The sequence below is a fragment of the Acinetobacter sp. SH20PTE14 genome (assembly GCF_021391555.1).
Classification (GTDB): Bacteria; Pseudomonadota; Gammaproteobacteria; order Pseudomonadales; family Moraxellaceae; genus Acinetobacter; species Acinetobacter amyesii.
In genome coordinates this window covers 3,289,320-3,305,349 of sequence record NZ_CP090067.1, presented here as the reverse complement: position 1 = coordinate 3,305,349, position 16,030 = coordinate 3,289,320, and the positions used below count along the sequence as shown (strand labels likewise).

The following is a 16,030-nucleotide window of genomic DNA, read 5'->3' as shown; positions in this document are numbered from 1 at the left end:
AATCTGGTCGGCATACACATTGGAAACTTATAGATCCTGGTGCTGCCTGGTATGTAGGTATCTTAGTGTGAACATGGCTAAATGTGAAACAGAGGATTTTTATCGTTAACATTTGTTTTTTCGATCATAGATTAATCGAGTAATATTTCATTAAAAAACCGAGCTAAAGAGCTCGGTTTTTATAATCGATGGACGATTTAGATATCAGAAAGGTCGATACCTAAACGTGCAGCAACTTCTTCATAAGCTTCAACTACACCGCCTAAACCTTGACGGAAACGGTCTTTGTCGAGTTTTTTCTTAGTGTCTTTGTCCCATAGACGGCAGCCGTCTGGAGAGAATTCGTCACCTAGTACGATACGGTCGTGGAACACGCCAAATTCAAGTTTAAAGTCAACAAGCAGCATGTTGCCTGCATCGAATAGACCTTTAAGTACTTCGTTTACTTTATAAGTCAATTCTTTCATTTGAGCGAGTTGTTCTGCAGTCGCCCAACCTAATGCAATCGCTTGTGATTCATTCACCATTGGGTCGCCTAACGCATCGTCTTTGAAGAACAATTCGAAAGTTGGCGGAGTAAGTTCTTTACCTTCTTCAACGCCTAAACGACGGCAAAGTGAACCTGCTGCATAGTTACGAATTACGCACTCTACAGGAACCATAGTCAATTTTTTCACTAAAACTTCAGTTGGAGAAAGAAGTTTTTCGAAATGAGTTTCGATACCAGCCGCAGCCAATTTTTCCATGATAAAGGCGTTAAAACGGTTGTTCACCTTACCTTTGCGATCCAGTTGTTCAATTTTTTCACCGTTGAATGCAGAAGCATCGTCACGGAAAACTAGGATGAGGTGGTCAGAACTATCTGTTTCATAAACAGATTTCGCTTTACCAGTATAGAGCAAGGTTTGTTTTAACATGAGGGAACCTTTTTCGAGAAAAAATGCCTAGTACGACTAGGCTGGCCAATTTTGGTAAATCTGAGCTAACAGATCTGCAGCTTTTTCTTTGTCTGCAAAACTGTTATCGGCATTGAACACAGCGATGTTATTGCTTGAACCTACAGAAGAAAGTCTTAAGACATAGGTCTGCTGATCGACCTTGACAGTTACTTCGTAACGGTTTTTGCTCTGACCAACAATGGTATGGTTAAGGCTGCTGAGGGTAGCAAGTGTGTATTGCCAAATTGTAGCAGAATTTCCTTCAACTTTGATCAGTGGATTTTGATTTCCATCCACCAATAGTTGAGGGCGGCTAATATTTGTACTGTCTGTTGAGGAATCTGCAACGACATTATTTTTTTCCGCGGCTGGACGCGGAAGGGCATAGCGATTGCCGCGCTTATTTTCAAGCTTTGGTGCATGCTCAATTGCTAGTGGGTCAACTGATGGAGCGGGATACAAAGGCGTTGCAGGACGAACCATCGACCCTTCAGGGTATTTCAGCGGTTCAACATCTGTGGTTTGTTTATAGTCCAGTGTGCCATTATTAAAGGCAAGTGAACTACAACCGGCTAATGTAAATACTGAAAGTGCCAGGCTAAGTCCTAAACGTAATTGCATGATGTTTGCTCTTCTTTATTTGATAACGCCCGCAGTGATGAGTGCTTCACGAAGCGGAGTACGATATTGTTCTGCAAGGGGTGTTAATGGTAAGCGAATGCCTGTTTCAATCAGGTTCATCTCATGAAGTGCCCATTTCACAGGAATTGGGTTCGATTCGCAAAATAAAATTTGATGTAAATTTGCAACAGTATTGTTTTGTTGCTCGGCTTGGACTGCGTCACCCGCCAAAGCGCTTGCACACACTTCGCTCATTTCTTTTGGCGCCACGTTCGCAGTAACCGAAATGTTGCCTTTAGCACCTAAACCCATTAACTGATAAGCCGTTGCATCATCACCTGAGTACACCACCATATCTTTGCCTTTTAAGCCTTCAATGAGTTCTTGACCACGAGGAACATCGCCAGTGGCGTCTTTAATGCCCACGATTTGTGGAATATCAGCAAGACGGATCACGGTGTCGTTGTGCATGTCTACACCGGTTCGGCCAGGTACATTGTACAAAATTTGAGGTAAATCAACAGCTTCAGCAATCGCTTTGTAGTGTTGATACAGGCCTTCTTGGGTCGGTTTGTTATAGTATGGTGTAACTAATAATGCCGCATCTGCACCTAATTCTTTGGCTTCTTTGGTGAGTTCAATTGCTTCGTGGGTTGAGTTTGCACCTGTGCCGGCAATAATTGGAATGCGTTTGTTCGCCACACGGATGATTTCTTTGATCACCTGAGTGTGTTCGGCCATGCTCAAGGTAGAAGCTTCACCTGTAGTCCCTACAGCAACAATACTGTTAGTGCCTTGCTTTATATGCCACTCAACCAGCTTCTCGAGGCTCTTCCAATCTACGCTGCCATCTTCAAACATTGGGGTGACGATTGCGACAATTGAACCTTGAATGGTCTGAGCTTGCTGAGTCATTTTGAAAAGCTATCCTATTTGTCCATCCGACAAGATGAAATATTGATTTCTGGATGGTTTCGAATTTTGATTTGTAGCATGTTCATTGGGCTATACCCAAATTGAATAATGCTTACGCAAATTATGACTGATCAAACGCATAAGAACAATATGCTTTGGTCAAAGCCATAAAATTCTTTATACAAATCAAACTTAAAACAATCAAGTGTAAAATAGCGGTTTTTTTGCAGCCTGAAAATTGTTCAGCAAGGGCTGAATCTTGAAAATGTGTTATTCAATCGAGAGGGTTGGCATGGTTGATGGGATTGATTAAATCATCAGCAAAAGGTTGATCTATGTGTATTCCGTGCTTTTTAATCAGAATTTAAGATTAAATAACAATGACTAAAGATTTAAAAACTATATCAATTCGCTCGGGTTTTATTATAAATGATTGTTAAAAACTTGGGTAATAATCTTTTTTATATCTAATAGAAATAGACATGTTTTTATGAGTGTTTAAAAAGATCGCTTGATTTGACTGTTCATTGCACGATTCATATTTTTTTATTATAAATTTTTAATTGTTTTTACGACTTTGTGACTTAAAGCACAAAAACTATTACACCATGCACGTAATCCAATTTTGGACGAAAGGCTTCAACTTATTGGTAGTTATATCCTTTATAAGGCTCAGCGATGATGCGACTTAATTTGAACGCTGATGACAACAAGGATTCTCCAATGGAAAAGTCAGATAATAAGCATGCTATTGTCACGGTAGCAATCTGCTTCCTTATTGCCGTAATCGAAGGTCTGGATATTCAGGCTGCAGGTATTGCAGCAGCAGGGATTCGTGAATATTTCGGGCTGGATAGCTCGCAGCTAGGGGTGTTTTTTAGTGCCGGTATTTTAGGATTATTACCTGGTGCTTTGTTGGGTGGTCGGATTGCAGACCGAATGGGCCGTAAAAAAGTATTAATTTGGTCTACGGGGATGTTCGCCATCTTTACCTTATGTACGGTATGGGTAAATAGCTTCCATAGCTTACTCGCTGTACGTTTTCTTGCAGGTGCAGGTTTAGGTGCAGCAATGCCAATTTTAATTACCTTGGCATCTGAAGCAGTAACGCCACAAAATCGTGGTCGTGCAGTCGGTTTGATGTACTGTGGTATGCCTGTGGGTGCGGCAATCTTGTCATTAGTTGCAATGACGGACTTCGGTGCAAACTGGAAAAATATTTTCTATTTAGGCGGTTTATTACCGATTGTTGTGATTCCATTGATGATTTGGTTCCTGCCCGAATCGCGTGAATTCTTGAAAGCCAAAGATCAAGCGGTTCAAGCGACCGCCAATGGCGAAGTGCAACAAGGTGCTTTCAAAAACCTCTTTAACACAGAAAACCGTTTACGTACTTTCTCAATTTGGGTGAGCTACTTCTTCACCTTGATGGTGGTGTACATCATGTTGAGCTGGTTACCGTCGTTGTTCACCGAACTCGGTTTCACTCGTAAAGATGGTGCAACTGCGCAGTTCTACTTCATGGTGAGTGCAACCATTGGTACGATCATTTTAGGTATGTTGACTGACCGTTGGAAGAAAGCTTATGTGATCATTTTGATGTACGGCGGTATTTTGGCAGGTCTATTTGCGCTGAATGGTGCAGGTTCATTGACCCAAATGTACATGGCGTCAGCTTTAGTCGGTGCATTCGTGATTGGTTGCCAAGGTGTATTGTATGCCTTCGGTGGTATCGTGTATCCAACACAGTTACGTGGTACGGGTGTTGGTGTAGCTTCAGCCGTTGGTCGTGTCGGTGCAATGTTAGGCCCTGCAATTGCGGGTCAGTTATTGGCAGCAGGTTTTGGTGCGGCAGGGGTGATTACCGCGGCAATTCCATGTATCGCAATCTCTGCAATATTTATGTTGTTATTGGTACGTCGTATTCCATCATAAGGAACATGTTATATCAAAAAAAGCCCGCATCATGCGGGCTTTTTTATGGCGACAATAGAAGTCGCACTAATGCTTTAAGCCAAGATAAATAAACGTATTTTATGTAAAAATGCAGCAGAATGAGAAAATAAAAAATCAACGTAGAGGGGCTATGTCAGCAAGAAAACTGATCGCAATTTTTAAAGTTGATCAACGTGAATTCAGTTTGTATCTACATCAATACGAACTGATCTTGGAACTCAAACCTGTATTTCAAAGACATCGCCAACAGCCGAGAAAAAATGCGTGGTTAGCCTTTGCCGATGAACCTACCCTAGAAGATGTTGCTGAAAATATTAATGCATTTGAGGTCATGCAACAGACACGCAGCCATTTATTAAAATATATCTTTCAACATCAACCGCGATATTTTTATTTTCATGCTTCGACTCGGCGAAAAGCCCGTATTTACCCACGCTTTGCACAACGTTTGGTTGAGCATTTGCCCAAGTATCGGTATTGTCAGGAAGGACAGTCATTTTATTTTTACGCACAGGACTGAATACTAAGGCTTTTAAAATATGAGCGAATCAGTAGAGTCGCCGAAAATGCATGACAACGGATGGAGAGATATGCAAAAAAATACAGCGCTGATTGTGGTTGATGTACAAAATGGTTTTACCCCAGGTGGTCAGTTGGCTGTTGCCAATGCCGATCAAATTATTCCAGGGATTAATCAACTGGGGCAATACTTTACGAATATTGTGCTGACTCAAGATTGGCATCCAGCCGACCATATCTCTTTTGCTGAAAATCATCCTGAGCATGCACCTTATGACAGCATAGAGCTGAATTATGGAACGCAAGTATTGTGGCCGACGCATTGTGTACAAGGTACACAGGATGCCGAATTGCATCCTGATTTAAATTTACCAACGGCGCAGCTGATTATCCGTAAAGGTTTTCATCAGCATATCGACAGCTACTCTGCTTTTATGGAAGCGGATCAGAAAACCTCAACAGGTTTGGCGGGCTATTTGCGCGAACGCGGTATTGATACAGTCTTTGTGGTGGGCATTGCCACGGATTTCTGTGTTGCATGGACGGCAATGGATGCACGTAAGCTTGGTTTTGAAACTTTTGTGATTGCTGATTTGACCAAAGGGATCGATTTACAGGGTTCCTTACAGCATGCATGGCAAGACATGTTGGCGAATGGGGTGAAGCGTATTTACCTGAAAGATATTGTGCAGCAGCATGCACAGGCATTATCTTTGGCATGACCCAGTGGGCTCAGTTGAGAAAAGGCACAAGGGTGTGCCTTTTTTTGTCCCTGTTTTTAAATGGAAGATGCCTATGTCGGCTTTCTTAAAATTCACTCAATTTGTGCAGAAAACATTTGCGATTTGGGTGGTGCTGTTTGCAGCGCTCGCCATGTTTTTTCCCGATGTATTTGTTTGGTTAAAAGCATATATTCCATGGATGCTAGGCATCATTATGTTGGGTATGGGCATGACCATGACACTGCAAGATTTTAAAAGTGTATTGCAAAGCCCTAAAGCTGTGATGATCGGGGTTTTGGCACAGTTTATTGTGATGCCGGGATTGGCTTTTTTCTTGTGTAAATTATTACAACTGCCGACAGAAATCGCGATCGGGGTCATTCTTGTCGGTTGCTGTCCGGGTGGAACGGCCTCTAATGTCATCACCTATATGGCAAAAGGCAATACCGCATTATCTGTTGCCTGTACCTCTGTTTCGACATTACTGGCACCGGTTTTAACCCCTGCGATTTTCTATTTGCTGGCAAGCCAATGGATTGAAATTAATGCGGCATCGATGTTGGTTTCAATTTTACAAGTGGTTTTATTTCCGATCATTGTGGGGTTAATGATTCGAACTGTATTTAAGCACCGAGTGGATGCCTATATACAGGTCATGCCATTGGTTTCTGTTGTGGCAATTGTGGCGATTGTGGCGGCAATCATTGCGGGTAGTCGAACACAGATTTTGCAATCAGGTTTACTGATTCTTGGGGTAGTGGCCTTACATAATGGCTTGGGCTATCTATTGGGTTTTTGGGCCAGCCGACTGTTTAAATTGCCCTATGCAGACTGTAAAGCAGTATCAATTGAAGTCGGGATGCAAAACTCAGGTTTGGGTGTGGCATTGGCGGCGACCCATTTTGCTGCTTCACCTTTGACCGCTGTGCCGAGTGCGATTTTTAGTTTGTGGCACAATATCTCGGGTCCTGCATTGGCAACCTATTGGGCAGCACGGACGAGTGAGCCCAAAGCATCGGAACAAGACAAGCCTGCATAAAAAACAATTCAGTAAAAAAGAGGGTAATCTCCCTCTTTTTTTATGTCGAAAATAAATTTTACGATTTGATGAACAGTGTTTTAGGGAATTGCATGCTTTTTTAATTGATTAATGCTATTTGTAACATAAGTGTCATCTCCGCATGCCTAACATGCCGGCAACCACTTTAGATATAGACTGTTTCAAGCAGCATTGAGAGGGTATGCAACATTTTCAGCATTCATCAGAGACCTATTATAATCGTGAATTGTCGCTTTTAGATTTTAATCGGCGGGTCTTGGCTCAAGCACTCGATTCAAGTTTACCATTACTTGAACGCTTGAATTTTCTCATCATTTTTTCACGCAATTTAGATGAATTCTTTGAAATTCGCATTGCGGGGCTGATGAAACAACGAGATTTGAATGCGATTGCACGGACGCCAGATGCCATTCCGACTGAAGTGGTCTTAGATGAACTTTCCCAAGTGATTCATGACACGGTTGCACAGCAATACCACACCCTCAATCATGCTGTATTGCCTGCATTACAAAGTGAAGGCATTCGCTTTATTCAATTTAAAGATATTTTAGAAAAACATCGGGCGTGGATTAGCCATTATTTTAGTAAAGAAGTTCAACCAGTTTTAACACCAATTAGCTTAGATCCATCGCATCCGTTTCCACGCTTGGTCAATAAAAGCCTCAACTTTATTGTGAGTCTAGAAGGCAAAGATGCCTTTGGTCGTGCCATTGAAATGGCAATTGTGCCTGCGCCACGCTCATTGCCGCGTTTAATCAAAATGCCCGCCGAGGTTGAAGGCAGTGCAGAGACACAAATTTTCCTGACCGCCATTATTCAGCAACACATCAATGACCTATTTCCGGGGATGAAAGCGACGGGCTGTTATGCCTTTCGAGTGACACGCAATGCAGATTTAGTTCTGGCTGAAGATGTGGATGACTTGGCGGTGGCATTAAAAGATGAATTGTCTTCACGGCGTTTTGGTCGGGCAGTTCGCTTAGAAATTGAAGATGATTGTCCGCAAAGCATTATTGATTATTTGTTAGATGAATTTGATTTGAGTGAGCAGGAGCTCTATCGCATTGACGGCCCGATCAATTTATCGCGTCTCAGTACCAGTTTTAATCGACCTGAACTGAAATATCCGGTCTATACACCGATTATTCCTAAAGTTTTTCGTAAACAAACCGCGATTTTTGATGTATTAAAAACACAAGATGTGTTGTTACATCATCCGTTTGACTCCTTTCAACCGGTCATCAACTTATTACGTGAAGCTGCAAAAGACCCTCAGGTATTAGCCATTAAGCAAACGCTCTATCGTAGTGGGCCAGATTCGGACATCGTACAAGTTTTAGCGGAGGCGGCACGCAACGGCAAGGAAGTAACCGCCGTCATCGAACTTCGGGCGCGGTTTGATGAAGAATCCAATATTACCGTGGCCAACTTATTGCAAGAAGCGGGCGCTGTCGTGGTGTATGGCATTGTGGGCTATAAAACCCATGCCAAGATGATTTTGATTGTACGCCGTGAAAATAATCAGCTGTTACGCTACGCCCATTTGGGAACAGGTAACTACCACGCAGGCAATGCGCGGATGTATACCGATTATGGCCTGATGACGACGCATCCCGATATTTGCGAAGATGTGCATCGCATGTTTCAGGAATTGACCGGTATGGGCAAGATGGCGAAGCTGAAAGCCTTACTGCATGCACCATTTACTCTGCATACTGAATTACTGAAACTGATTGAACAGGAAATTGTTGCCGCACAAGCGGGAAAATACGCACGAATTATTGTGAAGGTCAATGCACTCACGGAACCGCAACTGATTGCTGCTTTGTATCGTGCATCGCAAGCAGGGGTATCTGTAGATTTAATTATCCGTTCGATTTGTTGTTTGATTCCTCAGGTCAAAGGCATGTCTGAGAATATTCATGTGAGATCTATCGTCGGACGCTTCTTAGAGCATACTCGAGTGTATTATTTTGAGCATGCAGGCGAAAAACGATTGTACTGTGCCAGTGCTGATTGGATGGGACGTAACTTATTTTCACGGGTCGAAACCTGTTTTCCCATTTTGGAAAGCCGTTTGAAAAAACGCATTATGAAAGATTGTTTACTTAACTATTTGGAAGATAATCAAAATGCATGGGAAATGCAGTCGAATGGGCAATGGGAGAAAGTCGCGGTTGAAGCAGGTGCCGAACCGCATAATGCGCAAAAATATTTGATTGCACAGAAAATTTCGACTGTTTAAGACAAAAAATCCCGACTTAAGTCGGGATTTTTGATTTCGCTCAAACCTTTACGAGGCTTTTGACTGTTTGGATTTTAAAATTTCAGTTCTGAAGTTTTGAGCCAATTCAGCGGCATCACTGTCCATCCCATTGAGCATAAATGCATGACGAGTGAGCACATTGGTCGGATTTGGCAAACTGACCAATTGGAAATGATCTGAAATCTCTTTGAGCAAAGTTGTCGGCACATGAATGGCACTTTCTTTAGCAACCAATTGTTGGACTAAACGTTCAGCCGCTTGCACAGAAGACAATTGCATGGCTTCGACAGAGCTTGAAATCGCGCTACGGGTTTGTAAAACGAAACGTTTTTCTTCACGGTAGCGTTTATATAAAACATCTGAAAGCAATTGGAATACTGAGCTGATCATGGTGAGGCAACGCAGCGCATCTGGAGTGTCAGCGGTCATGCTGATGGTTGCGCCATGTTCATCAAACTTATGTACCGTACTGATGTCAGAACTGTTCAATTTATAATGTTGAACACAGAGTTCTGTGGTTTTATTTAAGAAAATTTGGCAGAGATTAAAATACGGCACAGACACGGTTTTGTTGACGCTATCGAGCAGCTGTTTCGGATCATAAAATTGAATATTTAATGCCAAGCTGTTGCTGTCGAGAACCACTGGTTTCATGTCTTTATGCTGTTTTGCTTTGGCTTGCGCATTTTGCTGCGCTTGAGCAATCGCCACAGCGGCATTATGTTTTTCTTGTTCTAAAGCCTGCGCTAGCGTTTGAATTTCATGTTTTAGACGTGATTCATTGTTGATTCGCGCTAAATATTCAGTACGACTAGGGCGAGCAATGGCACGATACGCTAACCACAACAAGCCATGTAGGAATAATGAAAATAGAATCGCGGCCCATTGCGTACGTAAGATTTCACCAATACTTGGTTTAATTAAGGTGATTTCAACCGTTCCGACTTTCTTTTCGTTTTGCAGCGCATCACGAACAAAGATTTCACCGTCACGGGTTTTGGTCAAACCGCCTGTAGCCAAGACTTGATTATTGGCATTTAAGATGCGGATGGAAGCCACGCTCGGGTTGGTTGCATAGCGGTCAGCAAGTAAGGCTAATGATACGGTATTGGCCGGCTCAAGCTCAGATAGGCTGTCTGTAACCAATTGACTGGTCATCAGTTGTCCCTGACTGGCACGGTTTTCGTTCAGTTGGTGGGTTGTTGCCAATACCAATAAAAAGGTATGCAAAGCAAAACAAACTACTAATAGGCTAGCAAATAGCCCTTGTCTAGGCGCATTCAACGTAAACTTCCAAGGCATTTCTATTCAATTTAGATTATGATTCTTACATTAGTTGTAGCTCAGACCCGAGTCAATTCATGCGAGAAATCATTCTTATATCACTTTTAGGACCTGACCAACCTAATCAATTTACACGATTAATGCAGGTTTTGTCCGCACATTCCTTACAGATTTTAGATGTCGGACAAGCAGTCATCCACAATCAGCTGACTTTAGGTATTGTTGTTTCGTCGGAAGACCAGACTGCGACAGCATTAGCCATGAAGGAGATGTTGATTTTAGCACATGATATTGGCTTAACTGTGCGCTTTAAACCAATCTCTACAACAGAATATCAACAATGGGTAAATGAGGGAGGCCGCACACGCTATATCGTTACGGCACTTGCGCCAGAATTACAGGCGTCTCATTTACAGGCAGTTACAAATATTGTGTCGAGCCAAGGCTTCAATATCGAAACTGTGACTCGTTTATCTGGCCGTCCAGAGTTAGATGGATCGAGCGAAGGTCCGCGCCGTGCCTGCGTTCAATTTGGTTTAAAAGGCCAAATGTTGGATGCCACTGCGATGCGTGCAGCATGTTTACGTCTATCTACTGAACTTGGGGTAGATGTTGCCGTTCAAGAGGACAATGCTTACCGTCGTAATCGTCGTTTGGTCTGCTTTGATATGGACTCGACGCTGATTGAGCAAGAAGTAATTGATGAATTGGCAATTGAAGCGGGTGTTGGCGCTCAAGTGGCTGAAATCACTGAACGTGCTATGCAAGGTGAACTTGATTTCCAACAAAGTTTCCGTGCACGTGTGGCATTACTCAAAGGTATGGATGCTTCGGTATTGCCTAAGATTGCAGAACGTCTGACCATTACAGAAGGTGCGGAACGTCTGATTTCAACGCTTAAATCACTGGGCTATCGCACGGCTATTTTGTCAGGTGGTTTTCAGTATTTTGCTGAATATCTACAAGCAAAACTGGGTATCGATGAAGTCCATGCCAATGTATTGGACGTCCAAGATGGCGCGGTAACGGGTGAAGTGAAAGGCCATATTGTGGATGGTGCTCGCAAAGCCTTCTTATTGACACAAATCGCTGAAGAAATGGGGATTTCATTAGAACAAGCCATTGCAGTCGGTGATGGTGCGAATGATTTGCCAATGTTGTCTTTAGCCGGCTTAGGCGTTGCTTTCCGTGCGAAACCTTTAGTGCGTCAAAATGCCAATCAAGCCATTTCAAGCGTGGGTCTAGATGGTGTTCTTTACCTGCTTGGTGTGCATGATAAAGATTTAAATCGTGCTTAAAACCATTTAAGGCACAGTCAAAAACGTAGCCAAAAGGCTGCGTTTTTTTATGCCAAGAATTCAGCTCATCCGATGAACGGTAGAAGAAAATTGTCGATAAAAACAACGATTAACAGCATTCGAAAAATTAATTTTTTTAGCCTAAAACCAGCTGTTTTTTTTGTAATGACACTCGAAACGAGATGCCATCATTGTTCTAGAAATTCTTTAAAAAGAAAAAATGTAATGACAAAATAATGTTGCGACAAGGTGTGTCGCATGGACAAAAAACGAGACTTTTTTTATGCAAAAAACTCAGCATAATGCTTGCAAGAGATTGAGATCGACCAAATCTATTTACTGAAGATACAGTAGTGAGACGGCTCAGCATCCTGTAAGACAAGAGATGTCAGTTGTCAAATGACGGAGGTTTTTATGTTAACAGCGAATTTAGCAACAATCGTTGGCCTGAGCTTGGTATCGGCGGCTGTGATTGCTGTTTTCTTCTCGCCTTATCGTCGCTGGTTAAGTTTTATGCTGGCGGGGATGCTGGTGTGGGGACTCATTGAAGTAATTCGATTTGGTACACAAACCATGTTTGAATTATCAGTGACTTATAGTTATTTAACGGCATTAATGGCCGCAATGGTGGTATTCACTTTAGTATTGTTACGTGAAGACCGCCGTGCAGAGCGTGCGATGGCAAAGCGCCAATGTATAGAGCACACGCCTGTATATGATGAAGAACAGCAATGTTCGAGCCGATAAGTGCCAGAACAAAATTTCAATGAAAATGCGCCTGAGGGCGCATTTTTTTATGAACGTATTAGTCCGATTTGAGATACAAAGCCTTACTTCTCAAAAGCCAAGTTATGGTAGGATGAAACCAGTCAATTTTCCAACAATTACAATAGGCTTTAAGTCATGAAACTATCATCAATTCCTGTCGTAAAACTACCTTTAGTTGATGTCAGTACGGATCCACTTGATTTACTCGTGGCAGGTTTAGCGCTTCGTATGAAACAGCTTGCACGTACTAGCCCTAAATTCATTGAATTGGTTCATGAACGTCAATTCCGTATTCAAATCGGTACAGATTTGGGTGTTGCACGTCAAATTATTGTAAATAATGGACAGATTGATACTGTTTCAGGCGATGCTGAAAAAGCAGACTTTATTTTGCAATTTGCGGACAGTGAACAGGGCGTGAAAACCCTAATGAAAGGTGACCCCACTGCATTCATGACGGGTATGCAAAATGGCAGTATTAAAATGGAAGGTGATTTTGGTTTACTGGTTTGGTTTAACCAAGTGGCGAAGTTAATTCCACCTAAACTTCCAAAACCGGTTAAAGAAAAAATCAAAATCGCACGTGCGTTTATTAAAGAAAAAACAGGTAAGTAAGATTTACGCCTTGTTCTCCTCCTTAAGCGGGAGGATTAAAAAAAAGCCCTCTTTTGAGGGCTTTTTTATTACTTAGTTTTTATTCAATTTCTAAATTAAAAGTGACCGGCCCATCATTAACTAAATGCACTTTCATGTCGGCAGCAAAGATACCTGTTTGTACATGGTCATATTGGCGCTTGGTGTAATCGACCAGCTGTTCATACAGTGCTTTGGCATCGCTTGGCGGCATGGCAGGGCCAAAATCAGGGCGCAGGCCTTTTTGCGTTTGTGCCATCAGAGTAAATTGAGACACCAAGAGGATACCGCCGCCAGCTTGACTGACATTCCAGCCCATCTTGCCTTGTTCATCATCAAAAAAACGGTATTTCAAGATCTTATCGATCAGTTTTTTGCCCTTTTCTAAATCGTCAGCTTTGCCAAGTCCTAAAAACACCAAAATACCGTGATTAATTTCACCCGTGATCTCACCATCGACTACCACTTTGGCTTCCAAAACACGTTGTAACAAGGCCCGCATAAATTCTTCCGAGTAGAAAATTGAACATAGGGCAGGGATTGTAGCAAAGACAGCATTCTTTCGAAGCGATGTTTAGAAAATTTTGGGCTCAAACATTTGAAAATGAAATGTATATTTTTTATAAATCTAATAATGCGATTGAATTTATAAAAATAATCTGTTTTATCTATTTATTAAATATCAGTATCTTTGCGGGGCAGGAAAGGTATTTAACAGAGAGATTAAGACGATGTTTAAGCGTTCTTTATTGGTTGCGATGTTAGCAACAGCAACAGCGGCAACTCAAGCAGCGCCATTAACTAAAGACAATGGTGCACCAGTAGGCGATAACCAAAACTCGATTACTGCGGGTCCAAATGGTTCAGTTCTACTTCAAGACGTACAATTGGTTCAAAAATTACAACGTTTTGGTCGTGAGCGTATTCCTGAGCGTGTGGTACATGCCCGTGGTACAGGTGCTTATGGTGAATTCGTTGCAACTAAAGATTTATCTGATCTCACCATTGCTTCATTGTTCAAAGCAGGTACTAAGACTCCAGTTTTCTTACGTTTCTCGACTGTAATTCACGGTAAAGGTTCTCCAGAAACTTTACGTGACCCGCACGGTTTTGCGATCAAGTTCTATACACAAGAAGGCAACTGGGACTTAGTGGGTAACCAAACTCCAGTATTCTTCATCCGTGATGCGATCAAATTCCCAGACTTCATCCATGCCATGAAGCCTAGCCCAATCAACAACGTTCAAGACGCAAACCGCGTATTTGATTTCTTGTCTAGCCAGCCATGGGCAACCAACATGTTGACTTATGTGTATGGTAACCAAGGCGTGCCTACCAGCTACCGCGAACAAGACGGCTTTGGTGTACATGCGTACAAGCTTTATAACGACAAAGGCGAATACAAATACGTTAAATTCAACTTCCGCTCTAAACAAGGCGTGAAAGGTCTGAACGTTAAAGAAGCTGCTGAGCAACAAGGTAAAGATTTTAATCACTTGACTAACGATCTTTATAACAACATCAACGCTGGTAAATTCCCGAAATGGGATCTTTATATCCAAGTGTTAGATCCTAAAGATTTAAACAGCTTTGATTTTGACCCGCTTGATCCAACAAAAATCTGGCCGACGAACCTAGTTCCAGAAACTAAAGTCGGTACGTTAACGCTGAACCGTATGCCGAAAAACTTCTTCAATGAAACTGAACAAGTGGCATTGGCTCCAGGTAACTTAGTTCCAGGTATCGAGCCTTCAGAAGACCGTCTATTACAAGGTCGTATCTTCTCTTACTCAGATACTCAAATGTACCGTTTAGGCGCGAACCACCAGCAAATTCCAGTCAACCGTCCGCTTGTTGCTGTTAACAACAACAACCAAGATGGCTACATGAATGTTAACGAGCGTGATTCTGACGTGAACTACGAGCCAAGCCGTAAAGTGCCTAAAGCTGCCACTGAGAAAGCACGCGCTGTTCAAACTCCGCTGACAGGCACAGTTCAACAGATCTGTACCAAAGAGCAAAACTTCAAGCAAGCGGGTGAGCTTTACCGTTCATACTCTGCTAAAGAAAAAGACGATTTAATCATGAACTTGGCTGCGGATCTTGGCAACGTAAAAGATTCTGAAACCAAGCACATCATGTTGTCTTACTTCTACAAAGCAGATGCAGACTACGGTATGCGTATGACTAAAGCAGTAAACGGTAACCTTGCAACTGTAAAAGCTAAAGCAGCACAACTGAAAGACTAATTTCGATCAGTCTGAAGGATTGGTAACTAGGGTCTAGAACGTTACCTCAAAAAAGTCCTATGAAGCTCCATACCTTTCCTGCACCCTAGGGGGAGTTTCATAGGCACTCCTTAAATATTCATTTTTATGAAATGAATTATTTCTAATTCAATTCTACATTCGATTTCTGTTGGAGTTCATCATGAAAGTTATGCAACATTTGACTTTAGCCAGTCTTCTAGCGTTTGGTTCCGCATTTACAAACGTGGCAATCGCGGAAGATATCTCCCCCGCTAAAGCAACTGCAAGCGATCAGATGACCCCACAACAGGAATTGATCGCAATCTTCTTTGCTGCAGCCAAAACTGGCAATGAAGAAGTCATCAATGAATTTCTTAAGCACGGTTTTCCGGTCGATGTGCGCAATGCTTCGGGTTTTACACCACTGATGATGGCGACCTATTATGGTCATCAAAATATTGTGACTCGTTTGCTGGAACACGGTGCAGACCGCTGCGCACGTGACAATAGAGGCAACACCGCATTGATGGGTGCCATGTTTAAATTAGAATGGGCGATTGCAAAACAATTACGCCAAGTGGATTGCGATGCAAATGCCAAAAAAACGGGGCAAAAGACTGCAGAACAGTTTGCGCGTGAATTTGGTCAAGAAGAAAAATATCGACAGTTACTCAAAAAATAGTGAGCTTGATCGCGCTCAGCTTCAGCAAAAAAATTGAAAAAAGTCGATGAATCGCGGTGATTTATAAGTTATTCCACTAAATCAATCGGCTTTTTATCAATAAAGTATGCTTTAATGCA

Annotated in this window: 15 protein-coding genes; 10 read left to right on the top strand and 5 right to left on the bottom strand. The window is 42.2% G+C overall.

Going from position 1 to position 16,030, the window contains the following annotated elements:
- Positions 1-197: 197 nt before the first annotated feature.
- The 3 genes from purC to dapA are packed head-to-tail and all read right to left on the bottom strand — an operon-like array spanning position 198 to position 2,474.
- The gene (gene purC, locus LXF01_RS16095; RefSeq protein ID WP_078190626.1) at positions 198-917 is read right to left on the bottom strand and encodes a phosphoribosylaminoimidazolesuccinocarboxamide synthase; all 720 of its coding nucleotides are present in this window, start codon (positions 915-917) and stop codon (positions 198-200) included.
- Between the two features lie 36 nt (positions 918-953).
- Complete coding sequence (locus LXF01_RS16090; protein ID WP_078193263.1) at positions 954-1,559, bottom strand: lipoprotein-34 precursor (NlpB); 606 nt, start codon at positions 1,557-1,559, stop codon at positions 954-956.
- A 15-nt stretch (positions 1,560-1,574) separates the two neighbouring features.
- Positions 1,575-2,474: a 4-hydroxy-tetrahydrodipicolinate synthase gene (gene dapA / locus LXF01_RS16085; protein ID WP_078193262.1), complete on the bottom strand. Its 900-nt coding sequence runs from the start codon at positions 2,472-2,474 to the stop codon at positions 1,575-1,577.
- Positions 2,475-3,197: 723 nt separating this feature from the next.
- On the opposite strand from dapA, the gene mhpT reads away from it, so the two are divergent.
- The 5 genes from mhpT to ppk1 all read left to right on the top strand — a co-directional run bounded on the left by mhpT (position 3,198) and on the right by ppk1 (position 8,976).
- Positions 3,198-4,409: a 3-(3-hydroxy-phenyl)propionate transporter MhpT gene (mhpT, locus tag LXF01_RS16080; RefSeq protein ID WP_078193261.1), complete on the top strand. Its 1,212-nt coding sequence runs from the start codon at positions 3,198-3,200 to the stop codon at positions 4,407-4,409.
- 151 nt (positions 4,410-4,560) lie between these two features.
- Positions 4,561-4,950: a hypothetical protein gene (locus LXF01_RS16075; protein WP_233944717.1), complete on the top strand. Its 390-nt coding sequence runs from the start codon at positions 4,561-4,563 to the stop codon at positions 4,948-4,950.
- Between the two features lie 70 nt (positions 4,951-5,020).
- Entirely contained in the window at positions 5,021-5,671 is a 651-nt protein-coding gene (pncA, locus tag LXF01_RS16070; protein ID WP_180022346.1) for a bifunctional nicotinamidase/pyrazinamidase, read from the top strand.
- 73 nt (positions 5,672-5,744) lie between these two features.
- Positions 5,745-6,710: a bile acid:sodium symporter family protein gene (locus LXF01_RS16065; protein ID WP_233944716.1), complete on the top strand. Its 966-nt coding sequence runs from the start codon at positions 5,745-5,747 to the stop codon at positions 6,708-6,710.
- A gap of 202 nt (positions 6,711-6,912) precedes the next feature.
- Positions 6,913-8,976: a polyphosphate kinase 1 gene (gene ppk1 / locus LXF01_RS16060; protein WP_233944715.1), complete on the top strand. Its 2,064-nt coding sequence runs from the start codon at positions 6,913-6,915 to the stop codon at positions 8,974-8,976.
- A 48-nt stretch (positions 8,977-9,024) separates the two neighbouring features.
- Here the strand turns inward: ppk1 and LXF01_RS16055 are convergent, their stop codons facing one another.
- Positions 9,025-10,281 (bottom strand): hypothetical protein, encoded by a 1,257-nt coding sequence (locus LXF01_RS16055; protein WP_078190618.1) that lies wholly within the window; start codon positions 10,279-10,281, stop codon positions 9,025-9,027.
- Positions 10,282-10,358: 77 nt separating this feature from the next.
- Between LXF01_RS16055 and serB the strand changes: the two genes are divergently transcribed.
- The 3 genes from serB to LXF01_RS16040 all read left to right on the top strand — a co-directional run bounded on the left by serB (position 10,359) and on the right by LXF01_RS16040 (position 12,962).
- Entirely contained in the window at positions 10,359-11,579 is a 1,221-nt protein-coding gene (gene serB, locus LXF01_RS16050; RefSeq protein WP_111885109.1) for a phosphoserine phosphatase SerB, read from the top strand.
- A 414-nt stretch (positions 11,580-11,993) separates the two neighbouring features.
- The gene (gene aciT, locus LXF01_RS16045; RefSeq protein ID WP_078190616.1) at positions 11,994-12,326 is read left to right on the top strand and encodes an AciT family ciprofloxacin tolerance protein; all 333 of its coding nucleotides are present in this window, start codon (positions 11,994-11,996) and stop codon (positions 12,324-12,326) included.
- A 156-nt stretch (positions 12,327-12,482) separates the two neighbouring features.
- Complete coding sequence (locus LXF01_RS16040) at positions 12,483-12,962, top strand: SCP2 sterol-binding domain-containing protein (RefSeq protein WP_078190615.1); 480 nt, start codon at positions 12,483-12,485, stop codon at positions 12,960-12,962.
- A 79-nt stretch (positions 12,963-13,041) separates the two neighbouring features.
- Here LXF01_RS16040 and dtd read toward each other — a convergent pair whose 3' ends face one another.
- Positions 13,042-13,482, bottom strand: coding sequence for a D-aminoacyl-tRNA deacylase (dtd, locus tag LXF01_RS16035; RefSeq protein WP_180101690.1), 441 nt, complete (start codon positions 13,480-13,482; stop codon positions 13,042-13,044).
- A gap of 229 nt (positions 13,483-13,711) precedes the next feature.
- On the opposite strand from dtd, the gene LXF01_RS16030 reads away from it, so the two are divergent.
- Together LXF01_RS16030 and LXF01_RS16025 are read left to right on the top strand one after the other, a co-directional pair.
- Positions 13,712-15,229 (top strand): catalase, encoded by a 1,518-nt coding sequence (locus LXF01_RS16030; RefSeq protein ID WP_233944714.1) that lies wholly within the window; start codon positions 13,712-13,714, stop codon positions 15,227-15,229.
- A 181-nt stretch (positions 15,230-15,410) separates the two neighbouring features.
- Entirely contained in the window at positions 15,411-15,911 is a 501-nt protein-coding gene (locus LXF01_RS16025; RefSeq protein ID WP_233944713.1) for an ankyrin repeat domain-containing protein, read from the top strand.
- Positions 15,912-16,030 lie beyond the last annotated feature (119 nt).